We start from the raw sequence: 14,931 nt of genomic DNA, 5'->3' as shown, positions 1-14,931 counted from the left end.
CCCCTCTCCCGCTTGCGGGGGAGGGTTGGGGTGGGGGTGTCTCCACAAAGAGATTCCCCAAGAGGAGAGAGCCCCCACCCGCCGCGCTACGCGCGTCGACCTCCCCCGCAAGCGGGAGAGGTGCACCGAGAACGACGCGGCACCGTTTCAAGTTTTCCGCCGGCTGAGTTAAGCACGCATGTATCAGTGGGACTTCGGCATCCTCTGGAGCTATCGCTGGCTCTTTCTCAATGGGCTCGGCGTCACGGTCGGCTTCACCGTGGTCATCGTGGTGTGCGGGCTGCTGTTCGGCCTGTTAGGGGCGTTCGGCAGCCTGTCGCGCTTCAGGCCCTTGCGGCTCGTTGCCCTCACCTTCATTGAAGCGTTCCGCTGCACGCCGATCCTGGTGCAGCTGATCTGGTTCTATTACGCGCTGCCGATCCTCGCCGGCGTCGAGATGACGCCGATCACGGCCTCGGCGCTGGCGCTCTCGCTCTATGGCGGCTCGTTCTATTCGGAGATCATCCGCGGCGGCATCGTCTCGATCGACAAAGGCCAGTCCGAAGCCGGCGCGGCACTCGGCATGACGCCCGGCCAGAGCATGCGGCGCATCGTGCTGCCGCAGGCGATCAAGCGCATGATCCCGGCGCTGATGAACCAGTCGATCATCCAGTTCAAGAACACCTCGCTGGTCTCGGTGCTCGCGGTGCCTGATCTGGTCTACCAGAGCCAGGTCGCGGCGCATGACAGCTACCGGCCGCTGGAGACCTACACCGCAGTCGCGGTCGCCTATGCGGCGATCCTGATTCCGCTCACCATCCTCGTCCGGCGCGGCGAGAAGCGATTGGCGGTCAGCGAATGAGCGAGACGTCAAAAATCGAGATCCGCAGCCTTCGCAAGAGCTTTGGCAGCAACGAGGTCCTCAAGAACATCAATCTCGACGTCGCCAAGGGCGGTGTCGTCGCGCTGATCGGGCCGTCGGGCTCGGGCAAATCGACGCTGCTCCGCTGCATCAATCTGCTGGTCGTGCCCGACGGCGGCAGCGTCCGCGTCGGCGATACGCGCTTTGCATTCGGCGACGGCGCAAAGCTGCCGGACGTGAAGACGCTGGCAAAATTCCGCGCGACCACCGGCATGGTGTTCCAGCACTTTAATCTGTTCCCGCACATGACGACGCTCGAGAACGTCATGGAAGGACCGGTCACGGTGCGGCGTATGGCCAAGGCGGACGCCGAGACACTCGCACGTGCGCAACTTGCAAAAGTGGGCCTGGCTGAGAAGGCGGACCAATATCCGGCCACGCTCTCGGGCGGTCAGAAGCAGCGCGTCGCGATCGCACGCGCGCTCGCGATGGAGCCTGATGTCATGCTGTTCGACGAGGCGACCTCGGCGCTCGACCCTGAATTGGTCGGCGAGGTCTTGAACGTGATGCAGCGGTTGGCCTCCGAGGGCATGACCATGGTGATCGTGACCCACGAGATCGCGTTTGCCCGCGAGGTCGCCGACCGCCTGATCTTCATGCGCGACGGCGTCGTGGTCGAGGAAGGCCCGGCGCGGCAGGTGATCGACGATCCGCAGGAGGCTGCGACGCGCGCCTTCCTCAGCCATTTCCACCGAACCGGCGCCTTGCCGTCGGGAAATGCGACATCCTGATGCCCGATATTGAACGCGTCTATCTCATCACCGGTGCCGCCAGCGGCATCGGCCGCGCCACCGCAAAATTGCTCGCCGCTCCCGGCTTCGGGCTCGTTCTGCACACACGCTCGAACGAGGACGGACTTAAGGCGACCGCGGCGGAGGCGGAAGCCTGCGGTGCGGCGGTTGCAACATGCCTCGGCGATCTCGCCGACGAAGTAGCCCTGACGCTTGCGTGCGAGACCGCGCATCTCAATTTCGGCCGGCTCGACGGATTAATCCTGGTCGGCGGCCACGCCCGCCGCGGCAGCGCCATCGGCACGCCCGCGGATCAATTCCGGCAGGCGATGGACGAATCCGCGCTTGCGTTCACGCGAATGGTCGAGGCCGCCCTGCCGCTGCTGCGCGCGGGCCAGGAGGCGCGGATCGTCGCGGTATCGTCCTTCGTCGCGCACGCGATCCGGCCCGAATTCGCGCCGTTCGCCGCGACGGCCGCGAGCCGTTCCGCGCTCGAAGCCTTGGTGCGGCTGACCGCGATCGAGCTCGCCCAGGACGGCATCACCGTCAACACGGTTGCGCCGGGGCTCATCGTCAAGGACAAGCCGAGCGAGAGCCGGCTCTCGCCCGAGCAGATCGCCGCCACTGAAGCGCTGATCCCGATGCGCCGCCGCGGGCGGCCGGAGGAAGTCGCCGAGATCATCGCCTTCCTGGCATCTCCAAGAGCATCCTACGTCACCGGCCAGATCTGGCACGTCAATGGAGGCCTGACATGACCGAAGCAACCGTCGAGCGGATCAGGCTGTTCCTGATCGAGAGCCCGATCAAGATGGCGCGCCTGCAGGGCGTCGGCAACGTCAAGGGCACGGTGAAGCGCGTGCTGATCGAGCTGACGTCGAGCGACGGTGCAATTGGTTGGGGCGAGGCGGCGCCGTGGGAGGTGTTCACGGGAACGCCGGAAGCGGCGTTTTCCGCGCTCGACATTTATTTGCGCCCCATCGTGCTCGGCAAGCCGGTGCGCCGCATCCGCGCACTGATGGCGGAGCTCGATCGCGCGCTGGTCGGCCATGCCGAAGCAAAAGTCGCGATCGAGATGGCGCTGCTCGACATCGTCGGCAAGTCGTCGGGCCTTTCTGTCGCCGACCTCCTCGGCGGCCGTGTGCGCGACACGATTCCCCTCTCCTTCTCGATCGCCGACCCGGATTTTGCCGCCGATCTCGAGCGCATGCGGAAGATGGTTCCGGACGGCAATGTCATCTACAAGGTCAAGACCGGCGTGAAGCCGCATCGCGAGGACCTCGATCATCTCGAAGCGATCCGGAAAGAGTTCGGCGACAAGGTGGACTTGCGCGTCGACTACAACCAGGCGCTGGCGCCGTTCGGCGCCATCAAGATCCTGCGCGATGTCGAAGAGTTCGCGCCGACCTTCATCGAGCAGCCGGTGCCGCGCAAATATCTCGACGTGATGGCACAGCTCACTGCGGCTCTGGAGACGCCGGTCCTCGCCGACGAAAGCTGTTTCGACCGCCGCGACATGATGGAGGTGGTGCGGCGCGAGGCGGCCGACGCCGTCTCGATCAAGCTGATGAAGGCCGGCGGCCTGTTCGAGGCGCAGGCGATCATGGCGATCGCCGACATCGCCGGCCTGCCCGGCTATGGCGGCACGCTGTGGGAGGGCGGCATCGGGCTTGCCGCGGGAACGCAGCTGATCGCGGCCACACCGGGCATCTCGCTCGGCTGCGAATTCTACATGCCGCATCACGTGCTGACCGAGGACGTGCTGGAAGAGCGCGTTGCCAACCGCGCCGGCCATGTCGTGGTGCCCGACGGACCCGGTCTCGGCATCCGCGTCAGCGAAGCCTCCGTCCGTGCCAATGCGCGGGTGATTGCGGAGGGGTAACTCACTGTCGGCATAGCCGCTGGCGCCGCCACAAACTCAACCGTCGTCCCGGGCAAGCGTCAGCGCAGACCCGGGACCCATAGCCACAGGATTGAGTTTGGCGAAGACTCGGAGTTGTCAGCTCGCCAAACACTTCTTCCGGTGGTTCTGGGTCCCGGATCGGCGCGCGCTTGAGGCGCGCTTGTCCGGGACGACGACCGTGTATGCGGCTGGAGCGGAGCCCCAATCCTTCCCCTCGCCAACTCCCTATCGTATGGTCCGGCCAACCAAGCCCGCCCATCGGGCCACCCGGAAACACCTATGCCCGAACCTGCCTGGTCGCTGCACTCCCGTCTGAAAGAGGACACCATCGACATCGGCGATTTGCCGCTGTCGAAGGTGCTGGTCATCAAGGACGCGCATTATCCCTGGCTGCTGCTGGTGCCACGGCGGGTCGATGCGGTCGAGATCATCGATCTCGACGAGGTGCAGCAGGCGCAGCTGATGACGGAGATCTCCCGCGTCTCGCGCGCGCTGAAGGAGATCACCAAATGCGACAAGCTCAACATTGCCGCGCTCGGCAACCTCGTGCCGCAGCTTCACGTTCACATCATCGCGCGCCGGACCAGTGATGCGGCCTGGCCGCGACCGGTGTGGGGCGTGATGCCGCCGCTGGCGCATGACGCTGCGGAGGTTCAGAATTTCATCAGCGCGCTTCGCCGCAAGATCTGGTTGGGTTGAAAGAACAAGAAATGTCAGCATTCGACGCATTTCCGCTGGGGCAGCCGGCCTTCGTCACCAACATACTCGACCGCGCCGCGCATCTGCGCCGCGACGACGAAAAACTGTTCGCGCTGGAGCAGAAGCCGTCATCGCGCGCCTATGTGGTCTATCGCGACTCGCTGCTGGTGAAGCGCGAGGGCGACAAGACCCGCGCGCTGCTCTCGATCGACGAGGCGCTGAAATGCGGCGCCAATCCCGGCACGATCTTCCTCGGCCTGCGCGATGGCGCCGCCATGTTCGGCATGGGCCTATCGCAGACGGCCGCCGAGAAGCTGGTCGGCCGCGAGGACTATACCGTGACCGAGCTGCGCGGCATGGCGATGCAGGGCGCGCTGCCGCCACAGGAGCTGTCGGCGATCGCGATGGCGAAGTCGATGGTGAGCTGGCACCAGCGTCACGGCTATTGCGCCAATTGCGGCACGCGCAGCGCGATGAAGGAAGGCGGCTGGAAGCGCGACTGTCCGAGTTGCAAGGCCGAGCATTTTCCGCGGACTGACCCGGTCGTGATCATGCTGGTGGCCTCCGGCGACAAATGCCTGCTCGGCCGGCAAAAGCATTTTCCGCCCGGCATGTATTCGTGCCTCGCCGGCTTCGTCGAGGCGGCCGAGACCATCGAGGATGCGGTGTGCCGCGAGATCCTGGAAGAGTCCGGGATCCGCTGCACCGACGTGCAGTATTACATGACGCAGCCCTGGCCCTATCCGTCGTCACTGATGATCGGCTGCAGCGCACGGGCGCTGAACGAGGACGTCGTGGTCGATCACTCCGAGCTGGAGGACGCGCGCTGGTTCACGCGCGAGGAGGCGGCAAAGATGCTGACGCGGACGCATCCGGACGGGCTCGCCGGACCGCACCCGTTCGCGATAGCCCATCACCTGCTCGGCCGCTGGGTGCACGACAAAAGCAGCGCCTGAGCTGAGACCATCAATGGCCGGGATTGCGCCGCGCGTCCTCTGCATCGGCATGCCGGTGCGCGACCTCATCCTGCGCGTCGAGGCCCTGCCCGAACGCGGCAGCAAGGCGAACGCCAGCCATCTCGCCGAGATTTGCGGCGGCAACGCGCTCAATGCCGCGATCGCCATCGCGCGGCTGGGCGGTCGCGTCGCGTTCGCGGGACCGATGGGCGATGCACGGGAGAGCTCGAGCGGCTTCATCCTCGCGCGGATGGCGCAGGAGGGCATCGACGTCGCGCACATCGTGCGCATGCCTGATGTGACCACGCCGGTCTCGGCGATCATGATCGAGCCCTCCGGCGAGCGGACACTCACCATCTATCGCGATCCCAGCCTATGGCGCGTGGAACTGCCGGACACCGACGCGCTACTCGCCGATTGTCGGGCGTTGCTCGTCGAAAGCCGCTGCGCGTCGTTCGCAACCTCCCTCTGCGCCGAGGCACGCCGGCGCGGCATTCCTGTCGTCATGGGCGTCGACCGCGCGATGTCGTTGCAGGACGGCCTGCTCGCGGCGGCCTCGCACCTGCTGTTCGCCAGCGAGCAGGTGCAGGAGACGGCCGGCATCGCCGACGACGGCGAGGCGTTGAAGCGCCTGGCAAGCCTGACGCCGGCCTTCCTCGCGGCCACGCGCGGACCGCATGGCACGATCTGGCTGAACGAAATGGGCCAGCTGGAGGAAACACCGGCCTTCCCGGTCCAGGCGGTCGATACGCTTGGCGCCGGCGACGTCTTCCATGGCGCATTCGCGCTTTGCCTCGCCGAGGGCAAGGAAGTGCGGGAGGCGCTGCGATTCGCCGCGGCCACCGCAGCGCTGAAATGCACCCGTCATGGTGGTGGCTTGGCTGCCCCGCAACGCTTTGAAGTTGAAGAGTTTTTGCGCGTCCGTGCCGAGAGCTGTTCCACTGCTGCGCCGAGAAAATGGGCTTGTCGTGGAAAGATTTTCTCTATATCAGGGAAATCTGCCCGTGAAATGGAACAAAGTTCTTCAAAATGACCGATATCGCCGTCCAGATCCCCGAGACCAGCCGCCGCCTCGATGCCATCGACCGCAAGATTTTGATGGTCCTCCAAGAAGATGCCTCCCTCTCCGTCGCCGAGATCGGCGACCGTGTCGGGCTGTCCTCGACCCCCTGCTGGAAGCGCATCCAGCGCCTGGAGGCCGACGGCGTGATCATCAAGCGCGTGGCGCTCGTCGACCAGAACAAGATCGGGCTCGGCATCTCCGTGTTCGTGTCGGTGGAGAGCTCCGACCATTCCGATGCCTGGCTGAAGCGGTTCGCCGAGGCCGTCAGTGCCATGCCCGAGGTGATGGAGTTTTATCGCATGGCCGGCGACGTCGATTACATGCTGCGCGTCGTGGTCGCGGACATGCAGGCCTATGATGTCTTCTATAAGAAGCTGATCAGCGCCGTGCCGCTGAAGAACGTCACCTCGCGCTTCGCGATGGAGAAGATCAAGTCGGTCACCGCGCTGCCGATCCCGGCGGTGGCGGCGGCTTAGGTTTCACCACACGGAAGGTGTCATCGCCCGGCTTGACCGGGCGATCCAGTATTCCAGAGACGTTCGTTATTTGCCGAGAAGCCGCGGCGTACTGGATTCCCCGCTTTCGCGGGGAATGACAGCGGAGAGGAAGGCATGGATCAAGCCTCCCTCAAGCCCCTTCAAATCTTCTGATTGTACTCGCCGACCTCCGGATGCGTGCGCAGCACGCTGTTCACCATCTCGAACATGTCGTGCATGCGCTGCTCGGAGACCGGGCTCTCGACCACGACCACGAGCTCGGGCTTGTTGGAGGAGGCGCGCACCAGGCCCCAGCTGCCGTCCTCGACCGTGACGCGCACACCATTGACGGTGACGAGATCGCGGATCGACTGATCGCCAATCTTGGCGCCCTTGGCCTGCAAGCCTTCAAAGTGCTTCACCACCTTGTCGATGACGCCGTATTTGACCTCGTCGGCGCAATGCGGCGACATCGTCGGCGACGACCAGGTCTTCGGCAGCGCGTTCTTCAGATCGGCCATCGACTTGCCGGACGCGCGGTCGAGCATGTCGCAGATCGCGATCGCCGACACCAGGCCGTCGTCATAACCGCGTCCATAGGGCTTGTTGAAGAAGAAATGGCCGGACTTCTCGAAGCCGGCGAGCGCACCCGTCTCGTTGGTGCGGCGCTTCATGTAGGAATGGCCGGTCTTCCAATAGGCGGTCTTGGCGCCCTGCTTCTGCAGCACGGGATCGGTCACGAACAGCCCGGTCGACTTCACGTCGACGATGAAATGCGCATCCTTGTGAATCGCCGACATGTCGCGCGCCAGCATCACGCCGACCTTGTCGGCAAAGATCTCCTCGCCGGTGTTGTCGACGACGCCGCAGCGGTCACCGTCGCCGTCGAAGCCGAGGCCGACATCGGCCTTGTGATGCAGCACCGCGTCGCGGATCGCGTGCAGCATCTCCATGTCCTCGGGGTTGGGATTGTATTTCGGGAAGGTGTGATCGAGCTCGGTGTCGAGCGGGATCACCTCGCAGCCGATCGCCTCCAGCACCTGCGGCGCGAACGCGCCGGCGGTGCCGTTGCCGCAGGCCGCGACGACCTTGAGCTTGCGCGTCAGCTTCGGTCGAGAGGTGAGATCGGCGATGTAGCGCGCCGGATAATTTTCGTGGAACTGGTAGGAGCCGCCGGCCTTGCTCTTGAACTCCGCGTTCAGAACGATCTCCTTCAGCCGCGTCATCTCGTCGGGGCCGAAGGTCAACGGACGGTTGGCGCCCATCTTCACGCCGGTCCAGCCATTGTCGTTGTGCGAGGCCGTGACCATGGCGACGCAGGGCACGTCTAAGTCGAACTGCGCGAAATAGGCCATCGGCGTCACCGCAAGGCCGATGTCGTGCACCTTGCACCCCGCAGCCATCAGCCCGGAGATCAGCGCATATTTGATCGAGGCGGAATAGCCGCGAAAATCGTGGCCGGTGACGATCTCCTGCTTGACGCCGAGCTCGGCCATCAGCGCGCCCAGCCCCATGCCGAGCGCCTGTACACCCATCAGGTTGATTTCCTTCTGGAACAACCAGCGCGCGTCGTACTCGCGAAAGCCCGTCGGCTTCACCATCGGCTCGGATTCGAAGGCGTAGGTGTTGGGCAACAATACGGATTTCGGCTTCGGGAACATTGAGACGGTCTCATGAAAGGGGGGGATTTGATGCAGCCTTAGCGAATGCCGGGCCGCAACGAAAGGCGGGAATGAAGGCTTATGGCCGATAATTGCGGCAGTTTGGTAACGAAGAACGTGCTGGTGGCGCGATATAAATGTCCGACCAGAATGGGCTAACTTTATCGATATGATGCAAGATGTCCCGGAGAGTCCCGCCGATGCGATCAGAAGGCATAGATCGCGTCGGTCTTCGCAGCGGGGGCGACGTATGATTTCAGGCAGTCGCGGTTGACGACGTCAACTGGTTCATCAAAGAGCTTGGCAATATACTCCTTGAGCTCGACGTAATCGAAGACCGTGATCCGTGCATCTGGATCGATCTCGACCATGATATCGACGTCGCTGCCGGAATGACTTTCACCTCTCGCTACCGAGCCGAACAACGCGGCATGCAAGACGCCCCGCTCGCGCAGGGCAAGCTCGAACTGTCGCAGAATCGCTATCGCATCGGGTCCGTTCATGGACGGAATATAGCACTCCGCCTGCCTTGGCGGGAGGCCCTAAGGCGAATCTACTGCTCCAGCACCATCTGGCCGTTGGCGTATTCGAAGCGCTTCAGGCGGGACAGGAAGGAGAGGCCGAGCAGGTTCTCCGACAGCGCCTCGTCCGGCAGCACCATGGCGTCGACGTCGCGCACGATAAGACCGCCGACCTCGAGCATGGCGATGCGGGTGCGCGCGGCCTTGATGGTGCCGTTGGCGGTGGAGACGGTGGCGTTGTAATCGCCGCGCGACGGACGCAGGCCGAAGCGTGCCGCCGAGGTCTCATTCAGCGCAACGACGGACGCGCCGGTATCGATCATGAAGCCGATGCGCTGTCCCTCGATCCGGCCCTCGGTCTGGAAATGACCGCGACCGTCGCGGGATATGGCCAGGCTGCGGCCGCCGGCCGGGGCTGTGGCCGCAACCACGACCGTCGTGCGCGGCGCCGAGGTGGCGGAAGCCGAGCTCATCTTGTCCGCCATCTGCGCCATGAAGGTGCCGAGGCCGATCATGACGGCCGCGATGATCACAATGTTACGCATCACACCACTTCCGAGCCGAAAGCTCGATTTCACCACGCGAGACGCCCGCCCGCGAGCAAAGCCGCGGTCAGCACAATGCTATTTTGACGAAAAGGATGAGCGGAGGGTTAATACGACCTCACGTCCCGCGCGGCTTCGCCCGCCTTGTCGGCACTGCGCTCGCCGGATCGTCCGGCCAGGGATGGCGCGGGTAGCGGCCGCGCAGGTCGGAGCGTACGGCAGCGTAGCTGCCGCGCCAGAAGCCGGGCAGATCGCGCGTCACCTGCACCGGACGCTGCGCCGGCGACAGCAATTCCAGCACCAGCGGCACCTTGCCCGCGGCGATCGCGGGATGTGTGTTGAGCCCGAACAATTCCTGCAGCCGCACCGCGATGGTCGGCCCCTGCTCGGCCTCGTAGTCGATCGCAAGCGCGCTTCCGGTCGGCGCCTCGAAATGCGTCGGCGCCTCGCGGTCGAGCCGTGCGCGCATCTCCCAGGGCAGCAGCGCCATCAACGCATCGGAAAGGTCGCCCGCGGAGATGTCCTTCAGCGCGATCTTGTCGTAGAGCGCCGGCACCAGCCAATCGTCGCGCCGCGCAATCAACCCGTCGTCCGACAGATCGGGCCAGCTGTCGCCTTCGGCCTTGCGCAGGAACATCACACGGTCGCGCCACTGCTTGGCCGCCTTCGACCAGGGCAGCCGGTCGAGGCCGGCCGCAATCAGTCCTTCGGCAAAAATGCGCGCGGTGTCCTCCGAAGGCGACACCGAAAGCGTCGCCTCGGACAGCGTGATGGCATGCAGCACGCGCTTGCGCCGTGCGCGCAGCGCCATCGCGCCGCGATCAAAGGAGATCTCGTCGGCGGTCTCGATATGCTCGGCGAAATGGTTCTCGATCTCGTCCTCAGTGATTTGCGCAGCGAGCAGGATGCGCCCGCTTGCCGCCGTCCCTGTCATCTCGCCGATCGCGATGTAAGGCGCACGGGCGAGCGAGGAGGTCTGCTCGACGGCCGCGCCACGGCCATTAGCCAGCACGAAACTGCCGTTGCCGCGATTGCGCGCGACGCGGTCCGGGAAGGCGTAGGCGAGCATCAGGCCGGTCGAAAGATCCTCCTCCTGCCCTGCCTTCTCCGAGGCCGCGACCTGCGAGGCCCAGCGCCGCGCCAGATCGCGCGCGCTGGCGGCGCGCGGCGAGCGGTCACGGCGGAACTGGTCGCGCCGATGCTCGAGGTCGACGCTGTCGCCCCCTAACCCGCGCTCAGTGATGATGGCGGCGATCTCGGCGGCGGCTTCGCCCTCGCCAGCACGATGCGAATCCACGATCATGCGCGCCAGCCGCGGCGGCAGCGCCAGCGCGCGCAGGCTCTTGCCTTCGGTGGTGATGCGGCCGTCGCCATCGAGTGCGTTGAGCTCTTCGAGCAGGCTCTTGGCCTCCTTCCACGCGGGCCCGGGCGGCGGATCGAGGAACGACAGCGCGGCGGGATCGCTGACGCCCCATTGTGCGAGATCGAGCACCAGCGAGGACAGATCGGCGCTGAGGATTTCCGGCTGGGTGTAGGGCGCGAGCGAAGCCGTCTGTGGCTCGTCCCACAGCCGGTAGCAGACACCGGGCTCGGTGCGGCCGGCGCGGCCGCGGCGCTGGTCCACCGCCGCGCGCGAGGCGCGCACGGTCTCGAGCCGGGTCAGGCCGATATCGGGCTCGTACCGCGGCACGCGGGCGAGACCGCAATCGACGACGATGCGCACGCCTTCGATGGTGAGCGAAGTCTCGGCGATCGAGGTCGCCAGCACCACCTTGCGCGTGCCCTTCGGCGCGGGTGCAATGGCGCGGTCCTGCACGGCGGCGTCGAGCGCGCCGAACAGCGGCACGATCTCGATGGAGGCATCCTGCACGCGCTCGCCAAGAAAATTCTGGGTGCGGCGGATCTCGGCGGCGCCCGGCAGGAACGCCAGCACCGAGCCGCTATCGGCGCGCAGCGCGGACGCAATGGTCTCCGCCATCTGCCGCTCGATCGGCGCATCCGTCTTGCGGCCCAGATAGCGCGTCTCGACCGGGAAGGCCCGACCCTCGCTTTCGACGACGGGCGCCTCGCCGAGCAATTTTGCCACGCGTGCGCCATCGAGCGTGGCCGACATCACGAGGATGCGCAGGTCCTCGCGCAGGCCGATTTGCGCGTCGCGCGCCAGCGCGAGGCCGAGATCTGCGTCGAGCGAGCGCTCGTGGAATTCGTCGAACAGGATGGCGGCAATCCCGGAGAGTTCGGGATCGTCGAGAATCTGCCGGGTGAAGATACCTTCGGTCACCACCTCGATGCGGGTCGCGCGCGAGATCTTGGAGCCGAAGCGGACGCGGTAGCCGACGGTTTCCCCAGTGCGTTCTCGAAGCGATTTGGCCATGCGATCGGCGCTGGCGCGCGCGGCGATGCGGCGCGGCTCCAGCACGATGATCTTCTTATCCCTCGCCCAGGGCGCATCCAGCAGCGCCAGCGGCACCCGCGTGGTCTTGCCGGCGCCCGGCGGCGCCACCAGCACGGCGGCGTTGTTGGCCTCCAGCGTGCGCGACAGATCGTCGAGCACGGCATCGATCGGGAGGGGCGTGTCGAAGCTTCGGGGCAAATCTCGCATCCGTCATCAACCCGCCTTGTGCGCAATTGCGCACTGCGACTGTTGATCCAGCAAACTCAGATCCCAATCACCACGAAGATCGGGATTACTGGATACCCCGCCTTCGCGGGGTATGACAATCATGTGTCGCTATCAGCCCTGCACCGGCGGACGGCCGACGCTCTCGTAGATGAAGCCGGCGGCTTGCATGTCCTCGGGGCGATAGATGTTGCGGAGATCGACGACGACGGGGTTTGCCATCGCCGCCTTCAGCCGGTCGAGATCGAGCGCGCGGAACTGGACCCATTCGGTGACGATGACGAGCGCGTCGGCGCCTTGCGCGCAGGAATAGGCGTCCTCGCAATAGGTGATATCGGGTAGCTCGCCCTTGGCCTGCTCCATGCCGACGGGATCGAACGCCTTCACTTTGGCGCCCATGTCGATCAGACCGGTCACCAGCGGGATCGACGGCGCGTCGCGCATGTCGTCGGTGTCGGGCTTGAAGGTGAGGCCGAGCACGGCGATGGTCTTGCCGCGCAGCGAGCCGCCGAGCGCCTGGCTCACTTTGCGCGCCATCGCGCGCTTGCGGTTCTCATTGACCGCCAGCACGGATTCCACGATGCGCAAGTTGACGTCGTAATCCTGCGCGATCTTGATCAAGGCCTTGGTGTCCTTCGGGAAGCACGAGCCGCCGAAGCCGGGGCCCGCATGCAGGAACTTGGTGCCGATGCGGTTGTCGAGGCCAATGCCGCGCGCGACCTCCTGGACGTTGGCGCCGGCCTTTTCGGAGAGATCGGCGATCTCGTTGATGAAGGTGATCTTGGTCGCCAGGAAGGCGTTGGCGGCGTATTTGATCATCTCGGCGGTGCGGCGCGCGGTGAACATCAGCGGCGCCTGGTTCAACGACAGCGGACGATAGATGTCGCCCATCACCTTGCGGCCGCGCTCGTCCGAGATGCCGACCACGACGCGGTCGGGGAATTTGAAGTCGCGGATCGCCGCGCCCTCGCGCAGGAACTCGGGGTTGGAGGCGACGACGACGTCGGCCTTGGGGTTGGCTTCACGGATGATGCGCTCGACCTCGTCGCCGGTGCCGACCGGCACGGTCGATTTCGTCACCACCACGGTGAATCCTTGAAGCGACTGCGCGATCTCGCGCGCAGCGGCGTAGACGTAGGACAGATCGGCGTGGCCGTCGCCGCGGCGCGAGGGCGTGCCGACCGCGATGAACACGGCATCGGCGTCGGCCACCGGCTTGGACAGGTCGGTGGTGAAGTCGAGCCGCTTGGCCTTCACGTTGGTCGCAACCAGCTCCTCGAGCCCGGGCTCGTAGATCGGGATTTCGCCGCGATGGAGCGCCGCAATCTTCTTCTCGTCCTTGTCGACGCAGGTGACGTCGTGGCCGAAATCCGCAAAGCAGGCACCGGACACCAATCCCACATAGCCCGTGCCGATCATCGCAATTCGCATGAAAAATCCCGTTCCAGCTTGGTTAACGAAAGCCCAATTCAGGGCGGTTTAGCATTTTCCCGAGGTCATGGAACAGTCCGCATGCAAAAACCGGCCCGCGATTTGAACCGGTAAAGACGTCGGAAACCACTAGGCTCCAAACTGCCCCACGCCCACACAGGGATGGGCGAGAGGCGCCTCGAAAAGGGACACCATGGCACGATCAGGCACAATCGCTGCGGCCAGCCTTTCCAAGGCCCCTTCGGCCGCGCGTGTCGACTGGGTCGACTACGCCAAGGGCATCTGCATCGTCATGGTCGTGATGATGCATTCGGTGCTGGGGGTCGAGCTCGCCGCCGGCCAGACCGGTTTCATGCATGTCGCCGTGGCCTTCGCAAAGCCGTTCCGGATGCCGGATTTCTTCCTGATCTCGGGCTTGTTCCTGTCTCTGGTGATCGATCGGGACTGGCGAACCTATCTCGACCGCAAGGTGGTGCATTTCGCTTATTTTTATGTCGTCTGGGTGACAATCCAGTTCGGTTTCAAGGCACCGGCCTTTGCCGCGGAGACCAGCTGGCGCGCGGTTGGCCTGCTGTACCTCGAATCCTTCATCGAGCCGTTCGGCACGCTGTGGTTCATCTATCTGTTGCCGATCTTCTTCATCGTCACGAAACTGACACGCAAGCTCCCGCCGCTCGCGATCTGGCTCGTTGCCGCCGCGCTGGAGACCGCACGGATCACAACCGGCTGGACCGTCATCGACGAGTTCTGCGCGCGCTTCGTCTATTTCTATTCGGGCTACCTGTTCGCGCCTTACGTGTTCGCCCTGTCGGATCGCGCGCGGGCACGTCCAGTGCTTGCGCTCGCGGCGCTCGCGGCCTGGGCACTGCTCAATGCCAGCCTGGTCGCGCATGGGGCCAGCGAATGGAAGCTCGTCTCGCTCGTGCTCGGCTTTGCCGGCGTCTGCGCCATCATCACGACGGGCACGCTGCTCGCGCGCGCGCAGTGGCTCAATTTCCTCCGCTTCTGCGGCGAGCATTCGATCGTGATCTACCTCGCCTTCTTCCTGCCGATGGCGGCGACGCGGACGCTGCTGCTGCGCACGGGCGTCATTGCCGACATCGGCACGGTGTCGCTGATGGTCACCATCGCCGGCGTGCTCGGAGCGCTGGCGATCTGGCAAGGCGCGCTGCGCCTCAATGCGCGCTTCCTGTTCGAGCGGCCCGATGCGTTCTGGATCGCGCCGAGGAAGGCGGCTCCCGCGTTGCAGGCGGCGGAGTAGCGACACTCTCGGTGTCGTCGCCCGGCTTGACCGGGCGACCCAGGGCGAATTCAATCGGTCGTTGCAACACCTTGACAAAGGAGGTTGCGATGACGCGGTCCCAAGGAATTCTGCGAGAGAGTTGTAGGCCGTTCTGGGCTGCGATTGCCGCGGGGCGCTCGAGCGA

At 65.1% G+C, this 14,931-nt stretch carries 14 protein-coding genes; 9 read left to right on the top strand and 5 right to left on the bottom strand.

Annotated features, from left to right (window positions below):
* Window positions 1–178: 178 nt before the first annotated feature.
* The 8 genes from CVM73_RS37820 (at window position 179) to CVM73_RS37785 (ending at window position 6,726) form a co-directional block, all read left to right on the top strand.
* Window positions 179–841 carry an amino acid ABC transporter permease gene (locus CVM73_RS37820; RefSeq protein WP_100236802.1) on the top strand — a complete coding sequence of 221 codons (663 nt, stop codon included), beginning with the start codon at window positions 179–181 and terminating at the stop codon, window positions 839–841.
* Entirely contained in the window at window positions 838–1,632 is a 795-nt protein-coding gene (locus CVM73_RS37815) for an amino acid ABC transporter ATP-binding protein (RefSeq protein WP_100236801.1), read from the top strand. Before CVM73_RS37820 ends, CVM73_RS37815 begins: the two co-directional genes overlap by 4 nt.
* Window positions 1,632–2,387, top strand: coding sequence for an SDR family NAD(P)-dependent oxidoreductase (locus CVM73_RS37810; RefSeq protein ID WP_100236800.1), 756 nt, complete (start codon window positions 1,632–1,634; stop codon window positions 2,385–2,387). Before CVM73_RS37815 ends, CVM73_RS37810 begins: the two co-directional genes overlap by 1 nt.
* Window positions 2,384–3,511, top strand: a complete 1,128-nt coding sequence (locus CVM73_RS37805) for a muconate cycloisomerase family protein (protein WP_100236799.1) — start codon at window positions 2,384–2,386, stop codon at window positions 3,509–3,511. Before CVM73_RS37810 ends, CVM73_RS37805 begins: the two co-directional genes overlap by 4 nt.
* 300 nt (window positions 3,512–3,811) lie before the next feature.
* Window positions 3,812–4,231, top strand: a complete 420-nt coding sequence (locus CVM73_RS37800; protein WP_100236798.1) for an HIT domain-containing protein — start codon at window positions 3,812–3,814, stop codon at window positions 4,229–4,231.
* Between the two features lie 11 nt (window positions 4,232–4,242).
* Window positions 4,243–5,187, top strand: coding sequence for an NAD(+) diphosphatase (nudC, locus tag CVM73_RS37795; RefSeq protein WP_100236797.1), 945 nt, complete (start codon window positions 4,243–4,245; stop codon window positions 5,185–5,187).
* Window positions 5,188–5,200: 13 nt separating this feature from the next.
* Window positions 5,201–6,220 (top strand): sugar kinase, encoded by a 1,020-nt coding sequence (locus CVM73_RS37790; RefSeq protein WP_100236796.1) that lies wholly within the window; start codon window positions 5,201–5,203, stop codon window positions 6,218–6,220.
* Window positions 6,217–6,726, top strand: coding sequence for an Lrp/AsnC family transcriptional regulator (locus CVM73_RS37785; protein WP_100236795.1), 510 nt, complete (start codon window positions 6,217–6,219; stop codon window positions 6,724–6,726). Before CVM73_RS37790 ends, CVM73_RS37785 begins: the two co-directional genes overlap by 4 nt.
* Before the next feature lie 161 nt (window positions 6,727–6,887).
* Here the strand turns inward: CVM73_RS37785 and CVM73_RS37780 are convergent, their stop codons facing one another.
* The 5 genes from CVM73_RS37780 to CVM73_RS37760 form a co-directional block, all read right to left on the bottom strand.
* A complete protein-coding gene (locus tag CVM73_RS37780; RefSeq protein ID WP_100236794.1) occupies window positions 6,888–8,387 on the bottom strand; it encodes a phosphomannomutase/phosphoglucomutase in 1,500 nt (499 codons plus the stop codon).
* Window positions 8,388–8,593: 206 nt separating this feature from the next.
* On the bottom strand, window positions 8,594–8,890 hold the full coding sequence (locus tag CVM73_RS37775) for a nucleotidyltransferase family protein (RefSeq protein WP_100236793.1): 297 nt from the start codon (window positions 8,888–8,890) through the stop codon (window positions 8,594–8,596).
* A 50-nt stretch (window positions 8,891–8,940) separates the two neighbouring features.
* On the bottom strand, window positions 8,941–9,453 hold the full coding sequence (locus tag CVM73_RS37770; protein ID WP_167407294.1) for a TIGR02281 family clan AA aspartic protease: 513 nt from the start codon (window positions 9,451–9,453) through the stop codon (window positions 8,941–8,943).
* A 118-nt stretch (window positions 9,454–9,571) separates the two neighbouring features.
* Entirely contained in the window at window positions 9,572–12,046 is a 2,475-nt protein-coding gene (gene hrpB, locus CVM73_RS37765; RefSeq protein WP_167407295.1) for an ATP-dependent helicase HrpB, read from the bottom strand.
* A gap of 141 nt (window positions 12,047–12,187) precedes the next feature.
* On the bottom strand, window positions 12,188–13,504 hold the full coding sequence (locus tag CVM73_RS37760) for a UDP-glucose dehydrogenase family protein (RefSeq protein ID WP_100236791.1): 1,317 nt from the start codon (window positions 13,502–13,504) through the stop codon (window positions 12,188–12,190).
* A gap of 193 nt (window positions 13,505–13,697) precedes the next feature.
* Between CVM73_RS37760 and CVM73_RS37755 the strand changes: the two genes are divergently transcribed.
* Window positions 13,698–14,765 carry an acyltransferase family protein gene (locus CVM73_RS37755; protein ID WP_100236790.1) on the top strand — a complete coding sequence of 356 codons (1,068 nt, stop codon included), beginning with the start codon at window positions 13,698–13,700 and terminating at the stop codon, window positions 14,763–14,765.
* Window positions 14,766–14,931 lie beyond the last annotated feature (166 nt).

Source organism: Bradyrhizobium forestalis, from assembly GCF_002795245.1.
Taxonomy (GTDB): Bacteria; Pseudomonadota; Alphaproteobacteria; order Rhizobiales; family Xanthobacteraceae; genus Bradyrhizobium; species Bradyrhizobium forestalis.
The sequence above is the reverse complement of the archived record's forward strand: the minus strand, read 5'-3'. Positions and strand labels throughout refer to the sequence as shown.

Coding starts and splice junctions, on each gene's coding strand:
- CVM73_RS37820 (WP_100236802.1), top strand. CDS start 179: ATGTATCAGTGGGACTTCGGCATCCTCTGGAGCTATCGCTGGCTCTTT.
- CVM73_RS37815 (WP_100236801.1), top strand. CDS start 838: ATGAGCGAGACGTCAAAAATCGAGATCCGCAGCCTTCGCAAGAGCTTT.
- CVM73_RS37810 (WP_100236800.1), top strand. CDS start 1,632: ATGCCCGATATTGAACGCGTCTATCTCATCACCGGTGCCGCCAGCGGC.
- CVM73_RS37805 (WP_100236799.1), top strand. CDS start 2,384: ATGACCGAAGCAACCGTCGAGCGGATCAGGCTGTTCCTGATCGAGAGC.
- CVM73_RS37800 (WP_100236798.1), top strand. CDS start 3,812: ATGCCCGAACCTGCCTGGTCGCTGCACTCCCGTCTGAAAGAGGACACC.
- nudC (WP_100236797.1), top strand. CDS start 4,243: ATGTCAGCATTCGACGCATTTCCGCTGGGGCAGCCGGCCTTCGTCACC.
- CVM73_RS37790 (WP_100236796.1), top strand. CDS start 5,201: ATGGCCGGGATTGCGCCGCGCGTCCTCTGCATCGGCATGCCGGTGCGC.
- CVM73_RS37785 (WP_100236795.1), top strand. CDS start 6,217: ATGACCGATATCGCCGTCCAGATCCCCGAGACCAGCCGCCGCCTCGAT.
- CVM73_RS37780 (WP_100236794.1), bottom strand. CDS start 8,387: ATGTTCCCGAAGCCGAAATCCGTATTGTTGCCCAACACCTACGCCTTC.
- CVM73_RS37775 (WP_100236793.1), bottom strand. CDS start 8,890: ATGAACGGACCCGATGCGATAGCGATTCTGCGACAGTTCGAGCTTGCC.
- CVM73_RS37770 (WP_167407294.1), bottom strand. CDS start 9,453: ATGCGTAACATTGTGATCATCGCGGCCGTCATGATCGGCCTCGGCACC.
- CVM73_RS37760 (WP_100236791.1), bottom strand. CDS start 13,504: ATGCGAATTGCGATGATCGGCACGGGCTATGTGGGATTGGTGTCCGGT.
- CVM73_RS37755 (WP_100236790.1), top strand. CDS start 13,698: ATGGCACGATCAGGCACAATCGCTGCGGCCAGCCTTTCCAAGGCCCCT.